Annotated in this window: 16 protein-coding genes, 2 rRNA genes and 2 pseudogenes; 15 read left to right on the forward strand and 5 right to left on the reverse strand. The window is 37.7% G+C overall.

Annotated elements, in window-relative coordinates:
• The 7 genes from DV424_RS08580 to rnd all read left to right on the forward strand — a co-directional run.
• Positions 1 to 268: ribosomal RNA gene (locus DV424_RS08580) — 23S ribosomal RNA — on the forward strand; the annotation flags it as partial.
• A 118-nt stretch (positions 269 to 386) separates the two neighbouring features.
• A 5S ribosomal RNA gene (gene rrf, locus DV424_RS08585) occupies positions 387 to 502 on the forward strand.
• Positions 503 to 698: 196 nt separating this feature from the next.
• Positions 699 to 2,621, forward strand: coding sequence for a DNA repair helicase YoaA (locus DV424_RS08590; protein ID WP_118859724.1), 1,923 nt, complete (start codon positions 699 to 701; stop codon positions 2,619 to 2,621).
• A gap of 12 nt (positions 2,622 to 2,633) precedes the next feature.
• Positions 2,634 to 3,344, forward strand: a complete 711-nt coding sequence (gene tsaB / locus DV424_RS08595) for a tRNA (adenosine(37)-N6)-threonylcarbamoyltransferase complex dimerization subunit type 1 TsaB (protein ID WP_118859725.1) — start codon at positions 2,634 to 2,636, stop codon at positions 3,342 to 3,344.
• 24 nt (positions 3,345 to 3,368) lie between these two features.
• Positions 3,369 to 3,917 (forward strand): Slp family lipoprotein, encoded by a 549-nt coding sequence (locus DV424_RS08600; RefSeq protein ID WP_118859726.1) that lies wholly within the window; start codon positions 3,369 to 3,371, stop codon positions 3,915 to 3,917.
• 42 nt (positions 3,918 to 3,959) lie between these two features.
• On the forward strand, positions 3,960 to 5,648 hold the full coding sequence (gene fadD, locus DV424_RS08605; protein WP_118859727.1) for a long-chain-fatty-acid--CoA ligase FadD: 1,689 nt from the start codon (positions 3,960 to 3,962) through the stop codon (positions 5,646 to 5,648).
• Between the two features lie 55 nt (positions 5,649 to 5,703).
• Positions 5,704 to 6,846: a ribonuclease D gene (gene rnd, locus DV424_RS08610; protein WP_118859728.1), complete on the forward strand. Its 1,143-nt coding sequence runs from the start codon at positions 5,704 to 5,706 to the stop codon at positions 6,844 to 6,846.
• 42 nt (positions 6,847 to 6,888) lie between these two features.
• Here rnd and DV424_RS08615 read toward each other — a convergent pair.
• The 3 genes and pseudogenes from DV424_RS08615 to pth all read right to left on the reverse strand — a co-directional run bounded on the left by DV424_RS08615 (position 6,889) and on the right by pth (position 10,571).
• Positions 6,889 to 8,774 (reverse strand): annotated as a pseudogene (locus tag DV424_RS08615) (acyltransferase family protein).
• A 73-nt stretch (positions 8,775 to 8,847) separates the two neighbouring features.
• The gene (gene ychF / locus DV424_RS08620) at positions 8,848 to 9,939 is read right to left on the reverse strand and encodes a redox-regulated ATPase YchF (RefSeq protein ID WP_118859729.1); all 1,092 of its coding nucleotides are present in this window, start codon (positions 9,937 to 9,939) and stop codon (positions 8,848 to 8,850) included.
• A gap of 47 nt (positions 9,940 to 9,986) precedes the next feature.
• Positions 9,987 to 10,571 (reverse strand): aminoacyl-tRNA hydrolase, encoded by a 585-nt coding sequence (gene pth, locus DV424_RS08625; RefSeq protein WP_118859730.1) that lies wholly within the window; start codon positions 10,569 to 10,571, stop codon positions 9,987 to 9,989.
• A gap of 177 nt (positions 10,572 to 10,748) precedes the next feature.
• Here pth and DV424_RS08630 point away from each other — a divergent pair, with 177 nt between their 5' ends.
• The 5 genes from DV424_RS08630 (at position 10,749) to cpdA (ending at position 15,242) form a co-directional block, all read left to right on the forward strand.
• Entirely contained in the window at positions 10,749 to 11,051 is a 303-nt protein-coding gene (locus tag DV424_RS08630) for an RnfH family protein (protein ID WP_118859731.1), read from the forward strand.
• 2 nt (positions 11,052 to 11,053) lie between these two features.
• Positions 11,054 to 12,268, forward strand: a complete 1,215-nt coding sequence (locus DV424_RS08635; RefSeq protein WP_118859732.1) for a ribosomal protein uL16 3-hydroxylase — start codon at positions 11,054 to 11,056, stop codon at positions 12,266 to 12,268.
• A 1-nt stretch (position 12,269) separates the two neighbouring features.
• Entirely contained in the window at positions 12,270 to 13,589 is a 1,320-nt protein-coding gene (gene xseA, locus DV424_RS08640) for an exodeoxyribonuclease VII large subunit (protein ID WP_118859733.1), read from the forward strand.
• A gap of 186 nt (positions 13,590 to 13,775) precedes the next feature.
• On the forward strand, positions 13,776 to 14,408 hold the full coding sequence (nudF, locus tag DV424_RS08645; protein WP_118859734.1) for an ADP-ribose diphosphatase: 633 nt from the start codon (positions 13,776 to 13,778) through the stop codon (positions 14,406 to 14,408).
• A 9-nt stretch (positions 14,409 to 14,417) separates the two neighbouring features.
• A complete protein-coding gene (gene cpdA / locus DV424_RS08650) occupies positions 14,418 to 15,242 on the forward strand; it encodes a 3',5'-cyclic-AMP phosphodiesterase (RefSeq protein WP_118859735.1) in 825 nt (274 codons plus the stop codon).
• Between the two features lie 97 nt (positions 15,243 to 15,339).
• Here cpdA and DV424_RS08655 read toward each other — a convergent pair whose 3' ends face one another.
• Entirely contained in the window at positions 15,340 to 15,627 is a 288-nt protein-coding gene (locus DV424_RS08655; protein WP_118859736.1) for a YfcZ/YiiS family protein, read from the reverse strand.
• A gap of 207 nt (positions 15,628 to 15,834) precedes the next feature.
• Between DV424_RS08655 and DV424_RS08660 the strand changes: the two genes are divergently transcribed.
• From DV424_RS08660 to mutH, 3 genes are all read left to right on the forward strand, one after another.
• Positions 15,835 to 17,220 (forward strand): outer membrane protein transport protein, encoded by a 1,386-nt coding sequence (locus DV424_RS08660; protein ID WP_239993579.1) that lies wholly within the window; start codon positions 15,835 to 15,837, stop codon positions 17,218 to 17,220.
• Between the two features lie 76 nt (positions 17,221 to 17,296).
• Positions 17,297 to 17,836, forward strand: coding sequence for a methylated-DNA--[protein]-cysteine S-methyltransferase (locus DV424_RS08665; protein ID WP_118859738.1), 540 nt, complete (start codon positions 17,297 to 17,299; stop codon positions 17,834 to 17,836).
• A complete protein-coding gene (mutH, locus tag DV424_RS08670) occupies positions 17,833 to 18,504 on the forward strand; it encodes a DNA mismatch repair endonuclease MutH (RefSeq protein WP_118859739.1) in 672 nt (223 codons plus the stop codon). Before DV424_RS08665 ends, mutH begins: the two co-directional genes overlap by 4 nt.
• A 32-nt stretch (positions 18,505 to 18,536) precedes the next feature.
• Here mutH and DV424_RS08675 read toward each other — a convergent pair.
• A pseudogene (locus DV424_RS08675) lies at positions 18,537 to 18,701 on the reverse strand (IS3 family transposase); the annotation flags it as partial.

An 18,701-nucleotide genomic window follows, 5' to 3' on the forward strand; every position in this document is an offset into this window, starting at 1 on the left:
GAATTGGTTGGGGCTGCTCCTAGTACGAGAGGACCGGAGTGGACGCACCACTGGTGTTCCGGTTGTGTCGCCAGACGCATTGCCGGGTAGCTAAGTGCGGAAGAGATAAGTGCTGAAAGCATCTAAGCACGAAACTTGCCAAGAGATGAGTTCTCCCTGTCTTTAAGACAGTAAGGGTTGTTTAAGACTAAGACGTAGATAGGCAGGGTGTGTAAGTGATGTGAGTCATTGAGCTAACCTGTACTAATTGCCCGAGAGGCTTAACTATACAACGCTCAAGTGTTTTTGGAAAACAGAGTGAAAGAAAAAGAAATTAACTAAACGTTCAGCTTGTGGCCAATGAAGAACATAGATAGAAGTTAGAATAAAAGTTATCAAAGAATTATCCTGGCGGCGATAGTGCGGTGGAACCACCTGACACCATACCGAACTCAGAAGTGAAACGCTGTAATGCCGATGGTAGTGTGGGGCATCCCCATGTGAGAGTAGGGCACCGCCAGGTTACCAAATACTTATCTAAGTTAAATTAAATAAAAACAGAAGAACCCCAGTTGGATGACTGGGGTTTTTGTTTTTTGGAATTTACTCATTATTTAATCAAATAAGAGTCTAATTTTAGTTTTAATAAAACTGCTATCTTCATATACGATTTTTTATAAGTTTGTTAAACTAATAAAAATTTATATTTTTCTAATTTAATGAATTATCAAGATCGCATTTCTAATATTTTCTCTGTTAATGGCGAATTAAGTCAAAGTATCAAAGGTTTTAGACCTCGAACTGAGCAGATTGAAATGGCACGTGCTGTTGGCGAGTCAATCCAAAATAAATCTTCCCTTGTTATTGAAGCTGGAACGGGTACAGGAAAGACCTTTGCATATCTGGCTCCTGCTCTAGTATTTGGTAAAAAAACAATTATTTCTACAGGATCTAAAAATCTTCAAGATCAGCTTTTTAATCGAGATCTTCCTGCTATTAAAAAAGCCCTTAATTTCACGGGAAAAATTGCGTTGCTAAAAGGTCGAGCAAACTATCTTTGTTTAGAACGTTTAGAGCAAGTGATTGCTCAAGGTGTGCTTGGAGATAAGTCCGTTTTAGCCGAATTAAGTAAAGTACGTACATGGAACAATAGTACTAAAACAGGCGATTTCACAGAATGTATCGAGCTTGCAGAAGATAGCCCAATTATTCCTCAACTGACGAGTACAGCTGAAAGTTGTTTAGGCACCGATTGCCCTAATTATTCAGAATGTTATGTAGCAAGTGCGCGTAAAAAAGCATTAAATGCTGATTTGGTTGTAGTTAATCATCATTTATTTTTTGCTGATATGGCTGTGAAAGAAAGTGGTTTTGGCGAACTTATTCCAAATGCAGAAGTGATTATTTTTGACGAAGCTCATCAGCTGCCAGATATTGCCAGTCAATATTTTGGTCAATCTTTAACATCACGCCAGCTTTTTGATTTGTGTAAGGATATTAATATTGTTTACCGCACAGAACTTAAAGATATGCAACAGTTTGGCACAACATCTGATACCTTACTGAAAGTGGTACAAGATTTTCGTTTATTACTGGGTAATGGGAGTAATGTTCGAGGAAATTGGCGTGAGCTTTACACGCAAAGTGCGGTGAAAAAAGCCTTTGAATTATTACAAGAGAAAATAGATTTTTTATCTGAAGTAATTAAATTAGCACTTGGTCGTTCTCAAACTTTAGATAGTATTTTTGAGCGTGTTGAGTCCATTAAAATCCAGCTCAAACATTTATCAGAAACAAATATTGTGGGTTATTGTTATTGGTATGAAGGAAATGGTCGCCAGTTTGGTTTACATATTACGCCATTGACAGTAGCCGATAAATTTGGTGCTCAGCTCGAAGCGAAAGAAGCGGCTTGGATATTCACATCTGCGACATTAGAAGTGGGGGGAACTTTTAATCATTTCTGCCAACGTTTAGGTATTGAAAATGCGACACAAAAAATTTTATATAGTCCCTTTAATTATCCTGAACAATCTTTGCTTTGTGTGCCTCGATATTTGCCGAATACTAATCAAGTGAATACATTAAATTCACTAGGTGAAATGTTATTACCCGTGATTGAAGCAAACAAAGGGCGTTGTTTTGTTCTTTGCACTTCTTATTCAATGATGCGTGGTTTAGCAGAATACTTTCGTGAAAAAAGTAATCTTTCTATTCTATTACAAGGCGAAACCTCAAAAGGAAAATTACTCGAGCAATTTATAAAAGAAACGCATAGCGTTTTGGTAGCAACTTCTAGCTTTTGGGAGGGTGTAGATGTGCGCGGCGATGCACTTTCTTTAGTGATTATTGATAAACTTCCCTTTACCGCGCCAGATGAACCTTTGTTGAAAGCCCGTATTGAGGATTGCCGTTTACAAGGTGGCGATCCATTCAATGACATTCAAATTCCTGAAGCGGTGATTACGTTGAAACAAGGCGTTGGGCGTTTAATTCGCGATGTTACAGATCGTGGCGTTGTGATTATTTGTGATAATCGATTAGTGATGCGCAATTATGGCGAAACATTTTTGAAAAGTTTACCTAACTCAAGTCGTACCCGTGATCTCAACAAAGTGATACAATTCTTACAAAATAAATAAACGAGAATAATAATGCAAAATTTAACTTTATTGGCGTTAGATACTTCAACTGAAGCTTGTTCTGTCGCCTTATTTCATCGTGGTGAGAAAACACATATTAATGAACTTGCACAACGCACTCATACCAAACGAATTTTACCCATGATTGATGAAATTTTGGCAAATTCGGGTTTACGTTTAAATCAAGTTGATGCGCTTACCTTTGGGCGTGGGCCTGGTAGTTTTACTGGTGTTCGTGTTGGTGCTGGGATTGCACAAGGTTTAGCGTTTGGTGCGGATTTGCCTGTCATTCTTATTTCAAATTTAACCGCAATGGCACAGGCGGCATTTGAATTACATCAAGCAGAAAATGTTGTTGCCGCGATTGATGCCAGAATGAATGAAGTTTATTTTTCTCAATTAGTGAGAGAAAAAGTGCGGTCTGATGTCGGGGAATTTTTTCAATGGCGAGAAATCATAACTGAACAAGTTTGTTCCCCAGAACAAGCTATTAAACAGCTTCGAGATGATAATGCATTTAGAGTTGGGACTGGTTGGGCAGCGTATTCTCAATTTACTGAAAAAAATCTAACAAGCTCAGATATTGTGTTACCTAATGCCTTATATATGCTGGAGCTCGCACGAGTAGAATACTTGCAAAAACGCACAATTTCAGCTTTAGAGATTGAACCGATTTATTTGCGAAACGAGGTTACTTGGAAAAAATTACCAGGACGTGAATAAGTTTAAATAACTGGAGGATAGAAAATGAAAGGCAAAATCACCTTATTTTTTACCGCACTTTGCTTGGGATTGACTGGCTGTATGGCACCGCCGAAAGGGTTAGAAGAAGAGCTATTCTCTATTAATTCCTATCGCGAGATTTCCTCTCAAGATTTAACCTGTCATTGTAAAACTGTTCGACTTGGAGGGAAAATTGTTCAGGCGACTGTTTTACCAAATCAAACAAAAATTGAAGTGTTAAGTTTACCAGTATCATCAATTTCAGGTAAACCATTCGTTGAATTTCAATCAGATGGCCGTTTTATTGTGTATTTCAACGGCTTTGTGGACCCTGAAAATTTAAAAGAACGTTATATTACTGTAGGTGGGCAATTAGCTGGAACAGAGAAAGGCAAGATAGAACAAGCTGATTATACTTATCCTGTTATTCAACCTGATAAATACCGTATTTGGACACTTAGTACTACCCATGATTATCCAGCAGATGATTGGGATGAAGATGATTGGGGATTTTTTAGATGGAGATATCGCCCTTGGTATGTCCAGCCTGAAATTCGCTATTATTTGAATTAAATGATAAAATCTTAAAGATTTTCCAACAAATTAGGATAAAAAATGGAAAAAATTTGGTTTCAAAATTATCCAGAAGGTTCTGAAAAATTTCTGGATACCTCAAAATATGAATCTATTTTGGATATGTTCGACAAAGCTGTGCGCGAACATCCAGATCGCCCCGCTTACATTAATATGGGGCAAGTACTTACTTTTCGTAAATTAGAAGAGCGCAGTCGTGCATTTGCCGCGTATTTGCAAAATGAATTTAAACTTCAGCGTGGAGATCGCGTGGCATTAATGATGCCAAATTTACTGCAATATCCTATCGCACTTTTTGGTATTTTGCGTGCGGGCTTAATTGCAGTAAATGTCAATCCTCTTTACACACCGAGAGAATTAGAGCACCAGTTGCAAGATAGTGGTGCGGTAGCGATTGTCGTAGTATCAAATTTTGCTTCTACCTTGGAAAAAGTCGTTTTCAATACCAATGTTAAACACGTTATTCTTACCCGAATGGGCGATCAACTTTCATTTGGTAAACGTACTTTAGTCAATTTTGTCGTGAAATATGTGAAAAAACTCGTGCCGAAATATAAATTACCGCACGCAGTGACGTTCCGCGAAGTATTGAGTATTGGTAAATATCGCCAATATGTTCGCCCTGAAATGGAACGCGAAGATTTAGCCTTTTTACAATATACCGGCGGCACAACAGGTGTAGCGAAAGGTGCGATGCTGACGCACGGAAATATTATAACCAATGTCTTCCAAGCAAAATGGATTGCTGAGCCATTTATCGGTGATCATTCTCGCACTCGTTCTGCCATTTTAGCCTTGCCTCTTTATCACGTATTTGCCTTAACGGTGAACTGCTTATTATTTTTAGAGTTAGGTGTAACGGCGATCTTAATTACTAATCCGAGAGATATTGAAGGATTTGTGAAAGAGTTGAAAAAATATCGTTTTGAAGCGATCACTGGTGTAAATACCTTATTTAATGCCTTGTTAAATAATGAAAATTTCAAAGAAGTTGATTTTTCTGCTTTAAAACTTTCTGTAGGTGGGGGTATGGCTATTCAACAGTCTGTAGCAACACGTTGGCACGAATTGACGGGATGTAACATCATTGAAGGTTATGGAATGACGGAATGTTCGCCATTAATCGCAGCTTGTCCGATTAATGTTGTGAAACATAATGGCACTATTGGTGTACCAGTGCCAAATACTGATATAAAAATCATTAAAGATGATGGTTCAGATGCAAAAATTGGCGAGCCTGGTGAATTATGGGTGAAAGGCGAGCAAGTCATGCGAGGTTATTGGCAACGACCTGAAGCGACAAGTGAAGTGTTAAAAGATGGTTGGATGGCAACTGGCGATATTGTCATTATGGATGAATCATATAGCTTACGCATTGTGGATCGTAAAAAAGATATGATTTTGGTTTCTGGCTTTAATGTCTATCCAAATGAAATTGAAGATGTCGTTATGCTGAATTACAAAGTGTCTGAGGCTGTGGCAATTGGTGTTCCTCACGCAGTTTCTGGCGAAACGATAAAAATCTTTGTGGTGAAAAAAGACGATAGTTTAACTCGTGATGAACTTCGCAACCATTGTCGTCAATATCTCACAGGCTATAAAGTGCCAAAAGAAATTGAGTTCCGAGACGAACTGCCAAAAACCAATGTTGGCAAGATTTTACGTCGGGTTTTACGCGATGAAGAGATCGCAAAACGTCCAAAACATTAATGTCAAAATGGGATAGCAATATCCCATTTTTGTTCTTTTTAAATAAAAAATCACTATGATAAAAGAATGTCAAAATCCACCGCACTTTAGAGTCATTTCGGATAATGCTGCACTATTGGAAATTTGTAATTTGGCTCAGATGAAAAGTGCGGTCGCCTTAGATACAGAATTTATGCGTGTTTCCACTTATTTTCCTAAGTTGGGATTAATCCAACTTTATGATGGAGAACGCGTATCTTTAATTGATCCTTTAGCGATTACGGATTTTTCGCCTTTTGTTGCACTATTAGCCAATCCTAAGGTATTAAAAATCTTACATTCTTGTAGTGAAGATTTATTGGTTTTTTTACAAGAATTTGATCAGCTTCCACGCCCAATGATTGATACGCAAATTATGGCACGCTTTCTTGGGCTTGGCACATCTGCAGGTTTGGCAAAATTAGCACAACAATACTTAAATGTAGAAATCGATAAAGGTGCAACTCGCACTAATTGGATCAAACGCCCCCTTTCTGATATTCAACTTCAATATGCAGCAGGTGATGTTTGGTATTTATTGCCGCTTTATCATATTCTTGAAAAAGAGTTAGCGAAAACACCTTGGGAAAAAGCCGTAAGAGATGATTGCGAACTTGCTCTTTCTAAAACGCATAAATTACAAGAACGAGATTCAGAAAAAGCTTATTTAGATATTCCAAATGCTTGGAAATTAAATCCATTAGAATTGTCTCGTTTAAGAATTTTGGCGCAGTGGCGACAAAACGTCGCGATAGAACGTGATTTAGCCCTGTCTTATATTGTGAAATCAGATAATCTTTGGAAAGTGGCAAAGAATAATCCACGTAATACATCTGAAATGTTAGAAATGGGATTAACTGAAAATGAAGTGCGTGTGCGTGGTAAAAAGATTTTACAATTACTTGCTCAAGCAAGAGGTGTTTCTTCTGACGACTATCCAAAACCTATTGAACGTATTTCTGAAGATCCTCGTTACAAAAAAACAATTCGATTGTTACAAGAAAAAGTGAATAGCCTAACACCAGCAGGTTTAACCCCTGAAATCGTTGCGAGTAAACGCACTTTGGAAGAATTGATTAAATGGGTTTGGAAATATAATTGTTCTCAAGATAAACTGCCAGAGTTGCTGATTGGATGGCGCAAACCTATTGGTGAAAAGTTAGTTGATGTACTTAAGTAAATATAAAAAAGCGTTGAGCAAATAGCTCAACGCTTTTCGTTTTTACTCATAGAGTTTTTTCACTTGTTCAGGTGTCATCACTCGTTGGTATTTACTAAATTCTTTTGCCATATAGTAAGCACCAAAGTTTGTTAAGTGATCTTGATCAGCGTACAAGTATTTTCCCTCTGCCATAACACTATCTTTTGGTAAATACTGTTGAGCATCTACCCAATAAACATTAGGAATATCTTTGACTAAATCGTGAATGATTTTGTTACTCGCATCAATATCTCCCATACGATGAATTGGAGTTAAGTATTTTTCAAGTCCATAATTTTCTAATAAGTAACCACGCAGTGGAGAACGGCTTACTGAACTATTATTAGCAAAAACATATACGGGCTTTTGCATCGCTAGTTGTTTCACTGTTTCTTTAAAACGCGCTTTAAAGTCTGGTTCAATGAAAGTTTCGGGTCTAAAGCGAGGTACTGGTTGTCCGCCCATTTTCAAGTCATAAAATGCTGAAATAAATATCGCTTTATATTGAGAATCTTTCTGCCATACAGATTGGCAATTAGGATCTAATTGATATTGATCATTCACAAGAAAGCTACATTCAATTTTATCTTTGAAAATATCTGCTTTCCAGCCTTCTTTATTTCCCACGTAGTTTAGAAAAGCTTCTAAATGTGAAGAATGAGAATCGCCTAAAATAATGACCTTAGCAGGATAATGATTTTCATTAGAAACGGGGATTTCTTGTTCAATATGCTCTTGTTCAACTCGCATTATTTGTCTTTTATAAAGATTAAATCCTAAGAGTAAAAGAGAAGGAATAAAATAAATATAAAGAAAACTTTGTTTAAAGTTTAGTTTTGATTTTCTAATTGGCTGTTCGATTAAATAATAACTTAGAACTGAAAAAATTATTGTTAATACTATTACTATAGCGATAGATTGATTGTTAATTTGTTTTTCGCCCGTTATATAATAAGCCAACGCAATAAAAATCCAATGATATAAATAAAGAGAATAAGAGATTTTTCCAATAAATACTATTATTTTATTAGATAAACATAATTTAATAATGTTATTTTGTGATGTGGTATGAATAATTAATGCTGTAAAAATACAGGGGGGAATTAAAGTAATACCTGGAATATATGCAATATCATTATTCATTAAAAATAAGCAGGAAAATAATAGTAATGTACTTAATATTGCAATAACATTGCTTGCTTGCTTGCTTGCTTGCTTGCTTGCTTGCTTGCTTGCTTGCTTGCTTGCTGAAAGATTATGATAAATTGCCAACAAAGATCCTACAAGTAATTCAGGAAATCTGAGATTAGAGAGATAATAAATATTAGGCTGATGCAATACTTCTTTGTAAAAGTTAGCTGGAATAAAAGAGGTGGCAAGTAAAATAAAATTAGCGTTATAATAAATAATACTTTAATTTCTCTAATTTTTTTATAAGCTAAAATTAGGATAAGTGGAAAAATAAGATAGTATTGTTCTTCTACGGCTAATGACCAAATATGTAATACAGGGTTTTCATTCGCACTTAAATCAAAATAACCTTGTGTTAATCCTAGATAGAAATTAGATAGGAATGCAATAGCTAATTCAATCGTTTTTCTTAATTTATTGAAATCATTATAAATAAAAATAGCAGACGCAATGAAAGACACTAATGCCATTACTGTAATAAAAGCAGGATAAATTCGTTTAATTCGTCGAGTATAAAATTGCTTAAACGAAAAAGAATTCTGTTGAATTTCTGTGATAATAATACCCGTAATCAGAAAACCAGAAATAACAAAGAAAATATCCACCCCAAGAAAACCACCAGATAACCAGTTTTCATTAAGATGATAAATAATGACTGAAATAACAGCAATTGCGCGTAGCCCATCAATTTCTGGGCGATATTTAATAGATGACATAATATTCCTTTTATAAAATATAAACCGCACCTTGATTTATGCGTCAAAAGTGCGGTTATTTTTTTATGTGTTTTTACACGTTGAATCGGAAGTGCATTACATCGCCATCTTGTACGATGTAATCTTTGCCTTCTAAACGCCATTTACCCGCTTCTTTTGCACCGTTTTCACCGTTGAATTGGATAAAGTCTTCATAAGCGATAACTTCTGCTCGGATAAAGCCTTTTTCAAAGTCGGTGTGGATTACAGCGGCTGCCTTTGGTGCAGTTGCGCCGACTGAAACTGTCCAAGCTCGTACTTCTTTTACGCCAGCAGTGAAATAAGTTTGAAGATTTAAAAGTGCGTAACCAGCACGAATTACGCGATTCAATCCCGGTTCTTCAATGCCTAAATCTTGTAAAAACTCGACTTTTTCTTCATCATCAAGTTCTGCAATTTCAGATTCAATCGCTGCACATACTGGAACAACAACTGCTCCTTCTTTTGCTGCAATTTCACAAACGCGATCTAAATATGGGTTATTTTCAAAACCATCTTCATTCACGTTTGCGATATACATTGTTGGTTTTAAAGTTAAGAAGTTGTAACTCTTGATTGCTTGCAATTCTTCTTTGTCTAACCCAACAGAGCGAATCATTCCTGCATTTTCCAGCACAGGAAGGATTTTTTCCATAACGGAAAGTTCAAATTTAGCTTCTTTATCGCCACCTTTTGCACGTTTTTGTAAACGTTGGATTGCTCGTTCACAGCTGTCTAAGTCTGCTAAAGCTAATTCAGTATTGATAGTATCAATGTCATCTTGTGGGTCAATTTTCCCAGCAACGTGCACGATATCGTCATTTTCAAAGCAACGCACTACGTGACCAATTGCGTCTGTTTCGCGGATGTTTGCTAAGAATTTATTACCCAATCCCTCGCCTTTGCTAGCACCTGCAACTAAGCCTGCGATGTCCACAAATTCCATCGTGGTAGGTAATACGCGTTCAGGTTTAACGATTTCTGCCAATGCATCTAAACGCGGATCTGGCATTGGTACTACACCCGTATTTGGTTCGATAGTACAGAATGGATAGTTTGCGGCTTCAATACCAGCTTTAGTGAGTGCGTTAAAAAGAGTAGATTTGCCGACATTTGGCAATCCCACAATACCACATTTGAATCCCATAATTTTTCCTTATTTTGAGTAAAACGGTTGTAAAACTAACCGCACTTTTAAATTTTGAAACTGTTTAAACGGTTGGTTGCTTTGACCATTCCATCTTTGAAAATCATTTCTACACAATCAGTTGCCTCATCTAGCACTTTTTCAAGTGCATCGCGATCTGCCGGTGATGGTTTATTTAAAACATAACCCGCCACTAAATCACGATGGCCAGGATGCCCAATGCCAATGCGTAAACGGTAGAAATTATTGTTATTGCCTAATTGAGCCACAATATCTTTTAAACCGTTATGTCCGCCGTGCCCGCCGCCTTGTTTGAGTTTTGCTGTGCCTGGTGGTAAATCTAATTCATCATGAATCACTAAAATTTCTTCAGGTTTAATACGGTAAAAACTTGCCAATGCCCCAACCGCTTTACCGCTTAAATTCATAAAAGTTGTCGGTACTAAAAGGCGAACTTCTTTTCCATTCACTAAAGTGCGGGCAGTTTTTCCGAAGAATTTACTTTCTGGATTTAGCAAAACGTTAAAACGACGTGCCAAGCGTTCAATAAGCCATTCGCCCGCATTGTGGCGTGTATCGGTATATTTATCGCCAGGATTGCCTAAACCAACAATGAGTTTTATTTCTGACATTTTTATTTGATGATGTAAAAAATAGTGGCGTATTGTAGCGAAAAAGCCTTAAATTCTCAATCTATAACGCTAAAACAAGCGGCTATAATTGAGTGACGTTATTGCTCGTGATTTATCATTAAAAGTCACCGCACTTTTCCGTTATAATGGTTAAAATTTTTTAACAAAGAAGTAAAAATGAATCAGATTAACATTGAAATCGCTTATGCTTTGCCGGAGCGTTATTATTTGAAATCTTTTCAAGTTGATGAAGGAATCACCGTGCAAACGGCGATTACGCAATCAGGGATTTTAAGCCAATTTCCAGAGATTGATTTGAGCACAAATAAAATTGGGATTTTCAGTCGTCCAATAAAATTGACTGATGTATTAAAAGAGGGCGATCGTATTGAAATTTATCGTCCATTACTTGCTGATCCGAAAGAAATTCGCCGTAAACGTGCAGCAGAGCAAGCTGCAGCCAAAGAAAAAGGAGCTTAAAAATGACCGCACTTTCATCTGTTGATTTTTGTTTACCTGAACATATCACGCCAGAAATTTTTCTACGCGATTATTGGCAGAAAAAGCCACTTGTGATTCGGAACGGTTTGCCTGAAATTGTTGGGCAGTTTGAGCCACAAGATATTATTGAGCTCGCGCAAAATGAAGATGTCACCGCTCGTTTAGTGAAGACATTTTCTTATGATGATTGGAAAGTTTTTTTTAGCCCTTTGAGCGAAAAGGATTTCCAACAATTGCCAGAGAAATGGTCGGTGTTGGTTCAAAATTTGGAGCAATGGTCGTCTGAATTAGGACAACTTTGGAATAAATTTGGCTTTATTCCTCAATGGCAACGTGACGACATTATGGTGTCTTACGCGCCGAAAGGTGGCTCCGTTGGTAAGCATTATGATGAATATGATGTATTTTTGGTGCAAGGCTATGGCCATCGTCGTTGGCAAGTGGGTAAATGGTGTGATGCAAGCACTGAATTTAAACCCAATCAATCGATCCGAATTTTTGATGATATGGGCGAATTGGTGATTGATGAAGTGATGAATCCGGGCGATATTCTCTATATTCCAGCGCGTATGGCACATTATGGCGTAGCTGAAGATGATTGTTTAACCTTTTCTTTTGGCTTGCGTTATCCAAATTTAAGTAATTTGATTGATGGAATAAGCAAAGGTTTTTGTCATCAAGATCCTGATTTGAATTTAAGCGAGTTTGATTTACCGCTACGTTTAATCCAGTCTGAACAACGTACAGGTAAACTTGCGGATGAAAATATTCAAGCGATGAAACAGCTTTTATTGGATAAATTGACTCATTCAGAAGCTTTTGATGCGTTGTTTAAGCAAGCCGTAGCAAGTGCGGTGAGTTCTCGTCGTTACGAGTTATTAGTCTCTGATGAAATGTGTGATCCTGATGAAGTGCGGTCAATTTTAGAAGAGGATGGCGCATTCCTTTCTCAAGACAACAATTGTAAATTGCTTTACACCGAAAATCCGTTGCGTATTTATGCGAATGGCGAATGGTTAGATGAACTTAATGTAATTGAAACTGAAGTGTTGAAACGCTTATCTGATGGTGAAAGTTTGGATTGGACATTTCTATCTAATTTAGTGAATGAAACTGAAGATCTTGAAATTTCGATGGATTTGTTGTTGGATTCAATTTGTAACTGGGTTGATGATGGTTGGGTGTTAATTGAATAACATGTCAGACAATATTTATTCCGTATCTCAACTCAACTCTGCTGCGCGTCAGATGCTTGAGGGCAATTTTTCCCAAATTTGGCTAACGGGGGAAATTTCCAATTTTACGCAACCCGTGTCTGGGCATTGGTATTTAACGCTGAAAGATGAAAATGCACAGGTGCGTTGTGCGATGTTTCGCATGAAGAATTTGCGTGTTGCTTTTCGTCCGCAAAATGGGATGCAAGTGCTTGTGCGTGCCAATGTGAGTTTATATGAGCCTCGTGGTGATTATCAGCTTATTATTGATTCTATGCACCCAGCTGGCGAGGGCTTGTTGCAACAGCAATTTGAAGCGTTAAAAATGAAGTTGGCTGCGGAAGGATTATTTGCTCAAAATCTCAAGAAAAATCTACCGCACTTTAGTAAAGCAGTTGGGATTATTACCTCTTCTACAGGTGCGGCATTACAAGATATTTTGCATATTTTGGCACGCCGTGATCCAAGTTTAAAAGTCGTCATTTATCCCACTGCAGTACAAGGCAAAGAGGCGACAGCAGAAATTGTGCAAATGATTGAACTTGCTAATGCGCGACAAGAAGTGGATGTATTAATTGTGGGTCGTGGTGGTGGTTCATTAGAAGATCTTTGGTGTTTTAATGAAGAAGAAGTGGCGCGAGCGATTTTTCGTTCAACCTTACCCATTATCAGTGCGGTGGGACACGAAACAGATATGACGATTGCCGATTTTGTGGCAGATCTTCGTGCGCCGACCCCTTCTGCTGCGGCTGAGTTAGTTAGTCGTAATCAAGATGAATTATTGCAACAACTGCGCCATCAACAGCAACGTTTAGATATGGCATTTGATCGTTTATTTACGCGAAAAAGCCAGCGTTTGAAACACCTAACCTTACGATTACACAATCAACATCCACAGAATCAGTTACGAGCTCAACAAGCGAAAAATGAACAGCTTACGCATCGTTTGCAACTTGCTATGTGGCGTCAGTTTGAAAATACACAACAAAAATTCACCGCACTTTCTTCTCGTTTGAAACAAAATCCATTGCCATATCGAGTGCAACGTCACCAACAACGCTTAGAGCAGTTACAAGTGCGGTTAAATTTTTGTGTAAATCGCCAAGTGACGGAGCGTCAAAATAAACTGGCAACGTTATGTGGAAAATTGGATGGTTTAAGCCCGTTGAAGGTATTGGCGAGAGGTTATTCCATTGCAGTGAACTCGCAAGGTAAAGCCATTGTTAGCGTGAAAGATGTAAATCAAGGGGACTTCATTACAACTCAAGTGGCTGATGGAAAAATTGTGAGTAAGGTTTTGTAAGATGCTTATTTTGTAAAAATGGAGTAAAACATTATCTTACGAAAAAAGAATACCGTGATTATTGATAAATTATCACGGTATTTTATTTTGTGACTCACTTCAAACTTTCAACAAAAAGTGGAAACCTTCTATTTTTTTTGTAGTCTTTTAAGCGTATGATTTTGCGCGCAGTTTTGGAGAAAACAGATGTCAGAAATTCAACATTTTAGCCAACAAGATATCGAAATATTGGGTGAACAAACTTTGTATGAGGGTTTTTTCACACTTAAACAAATCCAATTTAAACATAAACTTTTTGCTGGGGGGCAAAGTGGCGTCGTAACCCGAGAATTACTTATTAAAGGCGCCGCCTCAGCGGTTATCGCTTATGATCCAAAAGAAGATTCGGTGATTTTAGTTGAACAAGTTCGTATTGGCGCGGCTTATCATCCTGAATCTCATCGTTCGCCTTGGTTACTCGAATTAATTGCAGGTATGGTGGAAAAAGGCGAAAAGCCAGAAGAGGTTGCTTTGCGTGAGAGTGAAGAAGAAGCAGGGATTCAAGTAAAAAATTTAACGCATTGCTTAAGTGTGTGGGATAGCCCAGGTGGAACGGTGGAGCGGATTCATTTATTTGCTGGTGAGGTTGATAGTTCACAAGCAAAAGGTATCCACGGTTTGGCTGAAGAAAATGAAGACATTCGAGTACACGTAGTAAAACGTGAACAGGCGTATCAATGGATGTGCGAGGGGAAAATTGATAATGGCATTGCAGTGATTGGATTGCAGTGGCTTCAATTAAATTATGCTCAGTTACAACAGCGTTGGAAGTGTAGTTAGGGGGCATTAATGAAAAATACGTTTGTTTATCAGACGGAAAAGCCTGTTATTAAATTATTACAAATTACGGATCCCCATTTATTTAAAGATGAAAGCGCTGAATTATTGGGGGTAAATACACAAGCAAGTTTTGCTCAAGTATTAAAGGAAATTCAGCAAGAAAATAACCAATTTGATGTGATTCTTGCTACAGGCGATCTGGTGCAGGATAGTAGTGATGAAGGTTACATTCGCTTTGTAGAAATGATGAAACCTTTTAATAAACCCGTATTTTGGATTCCGGGAAATCACGATTTTCAGCCTAAAATGGCAGAATTTTTAAATCAACCACCAATGAACTCGGCAAAACATCTTCTATTGGGCGAGAATTGGCAAGCCTTATTGTTGGATAGCCAAGTTTACGGTGTACCACATGGGCAACTAAGCCAGCATCAACTCGATTTATTAAAAGAAACCTTAGGAAAAAATCCTGAACGTTATACGTTGGTCGTATTACACCATCATTTATTACCAACTAATTCCGCATGGCTTGATCAACATAACCTTCGTAATTCTCACGAATTGGCAGAAGTGCTCGCGCCTTTTACTAATGTGAAGGCTATTTTGTATGGGCATATTCATCAAGAAGTAAACAGTGAATGGAATGGTTATCAAGTGATGGCAACGCCAGCAACTTGTATTCAATTTAAACCTGATTGCCAGTATTTTTCTCTTGATACGTTACAGCCTGGTTGGCGTGAAATTGAGTTACATTCAGATGGTTCAATTCGTACGGAAGTAAAGCGCATTCAGCAAGCGAAATTTTTGCCGAATATGCAAGAAGATGGATATTAAATTTCGTGGACGTTTTAAAAATCACTTTCATAGTAAGCATTTTTAAAACGTCCACTATTCTAACCCAATAAAAGTGCGGTCAAATTTTCAATTGTTTTTAACGATTTGCGAGTTCAAAAATCATCGCTTCTGCTTGGCAACTAAAAGTGAAAGAGGCATTTAGTTGAACGCCGTTTTCAACTGCCACGATTTCGTTTTTAATTTCGCAAGGATCGCTTTCTGTATCGCGAGCTTTTTTCGTTAATCGTTCAAGCGCTGCATTTGCATCTGCTTCTGTGCTATAAAATTGATGTACTTCTACGCTACAGTCAGAGCCGTCAATAATCGTGCCTACATCAACACAACTACAAGTTAAGGATTCTTCTGCTTTGCATTTTACTGTCATTTTCTTTTCCTTATATGAATATTTTGGCGCATTTTATCATTTTTCTTTTTCCCCATAAATGACAAAAATTGAACAAAAGAGCCCATTAAATGCAAAAAGTTCCCGCTAACTGGTCGGAACTCTAATAAAAACAAGGAAATGAATTTGCACTCAATAGATTCGGGTTTTAGAATCGCCCAGATTTTTATTTATAACAAAGGTTTCCAAATGAAAAAATTTAATCAATCTGTATTAGCAACTGCGATGTTATTAGCAGCTAGTGGGGCAAATGCTGCAGCGTTCCAATTGGCGGAAGTTTCTACTTCTGGGCTTGGTCGCGCGTATGCGGGTGAAGCGGCGATTGCAGATAATGCATCAGTAGTAGCAACTAACCCGGCTTTGATGAGTTTATTTAAAACGAATCAATTTTCTGTGGGGGGCGTTTATGTGGATTCTAAGATTAATATGAATGGCGATGTAAATGTTACTTCTCCACTAGCTATGAGCCAACAAAATCCAAAAGGATTACTTGCTTCAGGCTCAGCTTCACACCGTAGTATCGTTCCTGGTTCTCTTGTGCCAAATATGTATTTTGTCGCACCAATTAACGAAAAATTTGCTCTTGGTGGTGGAATGAATGTGAACTTTGGTTTAAAGAGTGAATACGATAACAAATATAATGGCGGTGTATTTGGTGGAACAACAGATCTAACTGCGTTAAATTTAAACCTAAGTGGTTCTTATCGTGTTACTGAGGGATTTAGTGCTGGTTTAGGCTTGAATGCGATTTATGCTCAAGCAAAAATTGAGCGTCGTGCAGGCATTATTTCTGACGCTGTGAGTAGAGTAGGTGCAGGAATTGATATGGGGCAAATTCACATTCCTCCTAAATATGCTCCTGACGTTGCGGCGTTACGTCATTCCATAACATCAAAAGATAAAATATTAACTCAATTACAAGACAAAGCAGCTTGGGCTTTTGCTTGGAATGCAGGCGTAATGTATCAATTTAATGAAAATCATCGAATTGGTTTAGCTTACCATTCTAAAGTAGATATTGACTTTACGGATCGCACGGCAACTAGTTTACAAGCTCAGCGTATTGGTCAAGAAGGTGGTTTAAAGCTTAATTTGCCTGATTACTTAGAGTTTTCAGGATTCCACCAATTAACTGAAAAATTTGCGATGCACTATAGTTATAAATATTCCCATTGGAGCCGTTTAAAAAACTTATATGCAAGCTATCACGCTGATGGAAAAGAAGCCTTCCATAAGAAAATGTACTATAGAAATAGTTCACGTGTTGCATTAGGTGGAACTTATAATGTAGATGACAAATTAACTTTACGCGCAGGTATTGCTTATGATCAAGCTGCTGCAACTGAACATGCTAGTGCGGCAATCCCTGATACTAATCGTATGTGGTATAGCTTAGGTGCAACCTATAAATTTACTCCAAATCTTTCAGTGGATCTGGGATACGCTTACTTAAAGGGTAAAAAGGTTAAGTTTACAGAAAAACAAACTGTTGCAGGTCTTGCTACTGTTACTGCAAATTACACCTCTAAAGCAAGCGCAAATCTTTACGGCTTAAACTTAAATTATAGTTTCTAATCCGTTAAAAAATTTAGCATAATAAAGCACACTTCCACACGAAGTGTGCTTTTCTTTTTATAAAACAAGGTGAAAAATGACCGCACTTTATTACACTTATTATCCTTCACCAGTCGGACGGCTTTTGATTTTATCTGATGGTGAAAGTATTACTCATATTGATTTTGAAAAAGAGCAATATGAACCTAATCCAAAATGGCACAAGCAAGATGAATTGCCTGTTTTTCAAAAAGTGCGGTTAGCTCTTGAACGATATTTTAATGGGGAAGTTGAGCGTTTTTCAGACATTTCTTTAAAACCTGAAGGCACAGCGTTTCAACAAGCCATTTGGCAAGCCTTGCGCGAAATTGCTTATGGCGAACTTTCAACTTATGGAGAGCTGGCGTTACGGATTAATAATCCTAAAGCTGTTCGTGCCGTGGGCGGTGCGGTAGGCAGTAATCCGATTAGTATTATTATTCCTTGTCACCGCATTTTAGGCAAAGCTCGTACTTTAACTGGTTTTGGTGGTGGCTTAGAGGCAAAACGTTTTTTATTACAGTTAGAGAAAATTCCCTATATTGATAAAGGCACTGAAAATACTAAGCCTCGCTTTTTTAAGAAATATCACGAATGATTCCACAAACCCTTGAACAATTACTTTCCCAAGCGCAATCTATTGCAGGCTTAACTTTTGGGGAGTTAGCTGATGAACTGTATATTCCTGTCCCGCCTGATTTAAAACGTGATAAAGGCTGGGTAGGCATGTTATTAGAGCGTGCTTTAGGTGCAACAGCAGGGAGTAAAGCTGAACAGGATTTTTCTCATTTAGGTGTTGAACTTAAAACATTGCCGATTAATGCTGAGGGTTATCCTCTTGAAACCACCTTTGTGAGCCTTGCACCATTGGTACAAAATTCAGGGGTTAAATGGGAAAATTCTCACGTTCGTCATAAACTTTCTTGTGTACTTTGGATGCCTATTGAAGGCACCCGTAATATTCCATTACGTGAACGCCATATCGGCGCGCCAATTTTATGGAAGCCAACAGCTGAGCAAGAACGTCAATTAAAACAAGATTGGGAAGAATTGATGGATTTAATTGTACTTGGCAAATTGGATCAAATTACCGCTAGAATTGGGGAAGTGATGCAACTTCGCCCGAAGGGTGCAAATAGCCGTTCTGTGACAAAAGGCATTGGCAAAAATGGGGAAGTGATAGATACCTTGCCTTTGGGCTTTTATTTACGTAAAGAGTTTACTGCAGGTATTTTGAAGGCGTTTCTAGATAATAAAAATGGGTGAATAATGATCTGACCCCAAAAAGTTAGACTGATTTAGTTCAAGGACTGAGTTCTGTAATTCACAGGGCTGAGAGTCCTTTTAGTTTCCCCTGAATGCGCTCATGGTTGTAATAATGAATATATTCATGAATCGTTTTTTCCAGTTGTTCGAACGTCTCAAATCGTTTGCCGTAATAACATTCCGTTTTTAATCGCCCA

This window comes from Haemophilus haemolyticus, assembly GCF_003493605.1.
Lineage (GTDB): Bacteria > Pseudomonadota > Gammaproteobacteria > Enterobacterales > Pasteurellaceae > Haemophilus > Haemophilus haemolyticus_J.

Bases quoted from the DNA above. Each gene is read 5' to 3' on its own strand.
- DV424_RS08590 (WP_118859724.1), top strand. From the start codon at position 699: ATGAATTATCAAGATCGCATTTCTAATATTTTCTCTGTTAATGGCGAA.
- tsaB (WP_118859725.1), top strand. From the start codon at position 2,634: ATGCAAAATTTAACTTTATTGGCGTTAGATACTTCAACTGAAGCTTGT.
- DV424_RS08600 (WP_118859726.1), top strand. From the start codon at position 3,369: ATGAAAGGCAAAATCACCTTATTTTTTACCGCACTTTGCTTGGGATTG.
- fadD (WP_118859727.1), top strand. From the start codon at position 3,960: ATGGAAAAAATTTGGTTTCAAAATTATCCAGAAGGTTCTGAAAAATTT.
- rnd (WP_118859728.1), top strand. From the start codon at position 5,704: ATGATAAAAGAATGTCAAAATCCACCGCACTTTAGAGTCATTTCGGAT.
- ychF (WP_118859729.1), bottom strand. From the start codon at position 9,939: ATGGGATTCAAATGTGGTATTGTGGGATTGCCAAATGTCGGCAAATCT.
- pth (WP_118859730.1), bottom strand. From the start codon at position 10,571: ATGTCAGAAATAAAACTCATTGTTGGTTTAGGCAATCCTGGCGATAAA.
- DV424_RS08630 (WP_118859731.1), top strand. From the start codon at position 10,749: ATGAATCAGATTAACATTGAAATCGCTTATGCTTTGCCGGAGCGTTAT.
- DV424_RS08635 (WP_118859732.1), top strand. From the start codon at position 11,054: ATGACCGCACTTTCATCTGTTGATTTTTGTTTACCTGAACATATCACG.
- xseA (WP_118859733.1), top strand. From the start codon at position 12,270: ATGTCAGACAATATTTATTCCGTATCTCAACTCAACTCTGCTGCGCGT.
- nudF (WP_118859734.1), top strand. From the start codon at position 13,776: ATGTCAGAAATTCAACATTTTAGCCAACAAGATATCGAAATATTGGGT.
- cpdA (WP_118859735.1), top strand. From the start codon at position 14,418: ATGAAAAATACGTTTGTTTATCAGACGGAAAAGCCTGTTATTAAATTA.
- DV424_RS08655 (WP_118859736.1), bottom strand. From the start codon at position 15,627: ATGACAGTAAAATGCAAAGCAGAAGAATCCTTAACTTGTAGTTGTGTT.
- DV424_RS08660 (WP_239993579.1), top strand. From the start codon at position 15,835: ATGAAAAAATTTAATCAATCTGTATTAGCAACTGCGATGTTATTAGCA.
- DV424_RS08665 (WP_118859738.1), top strand. From the start codon at position 17,297: ATGACCGCACTTTATTACACTTATTATCCTTCACCAGTCGGACGGCTT.
- mutH (WP_118859739.1), top strand. From the start codon at position 17,833: ATGATTCCACAAACCCTTGAACAATTACTTTCCCAAGCGCAATCTATT.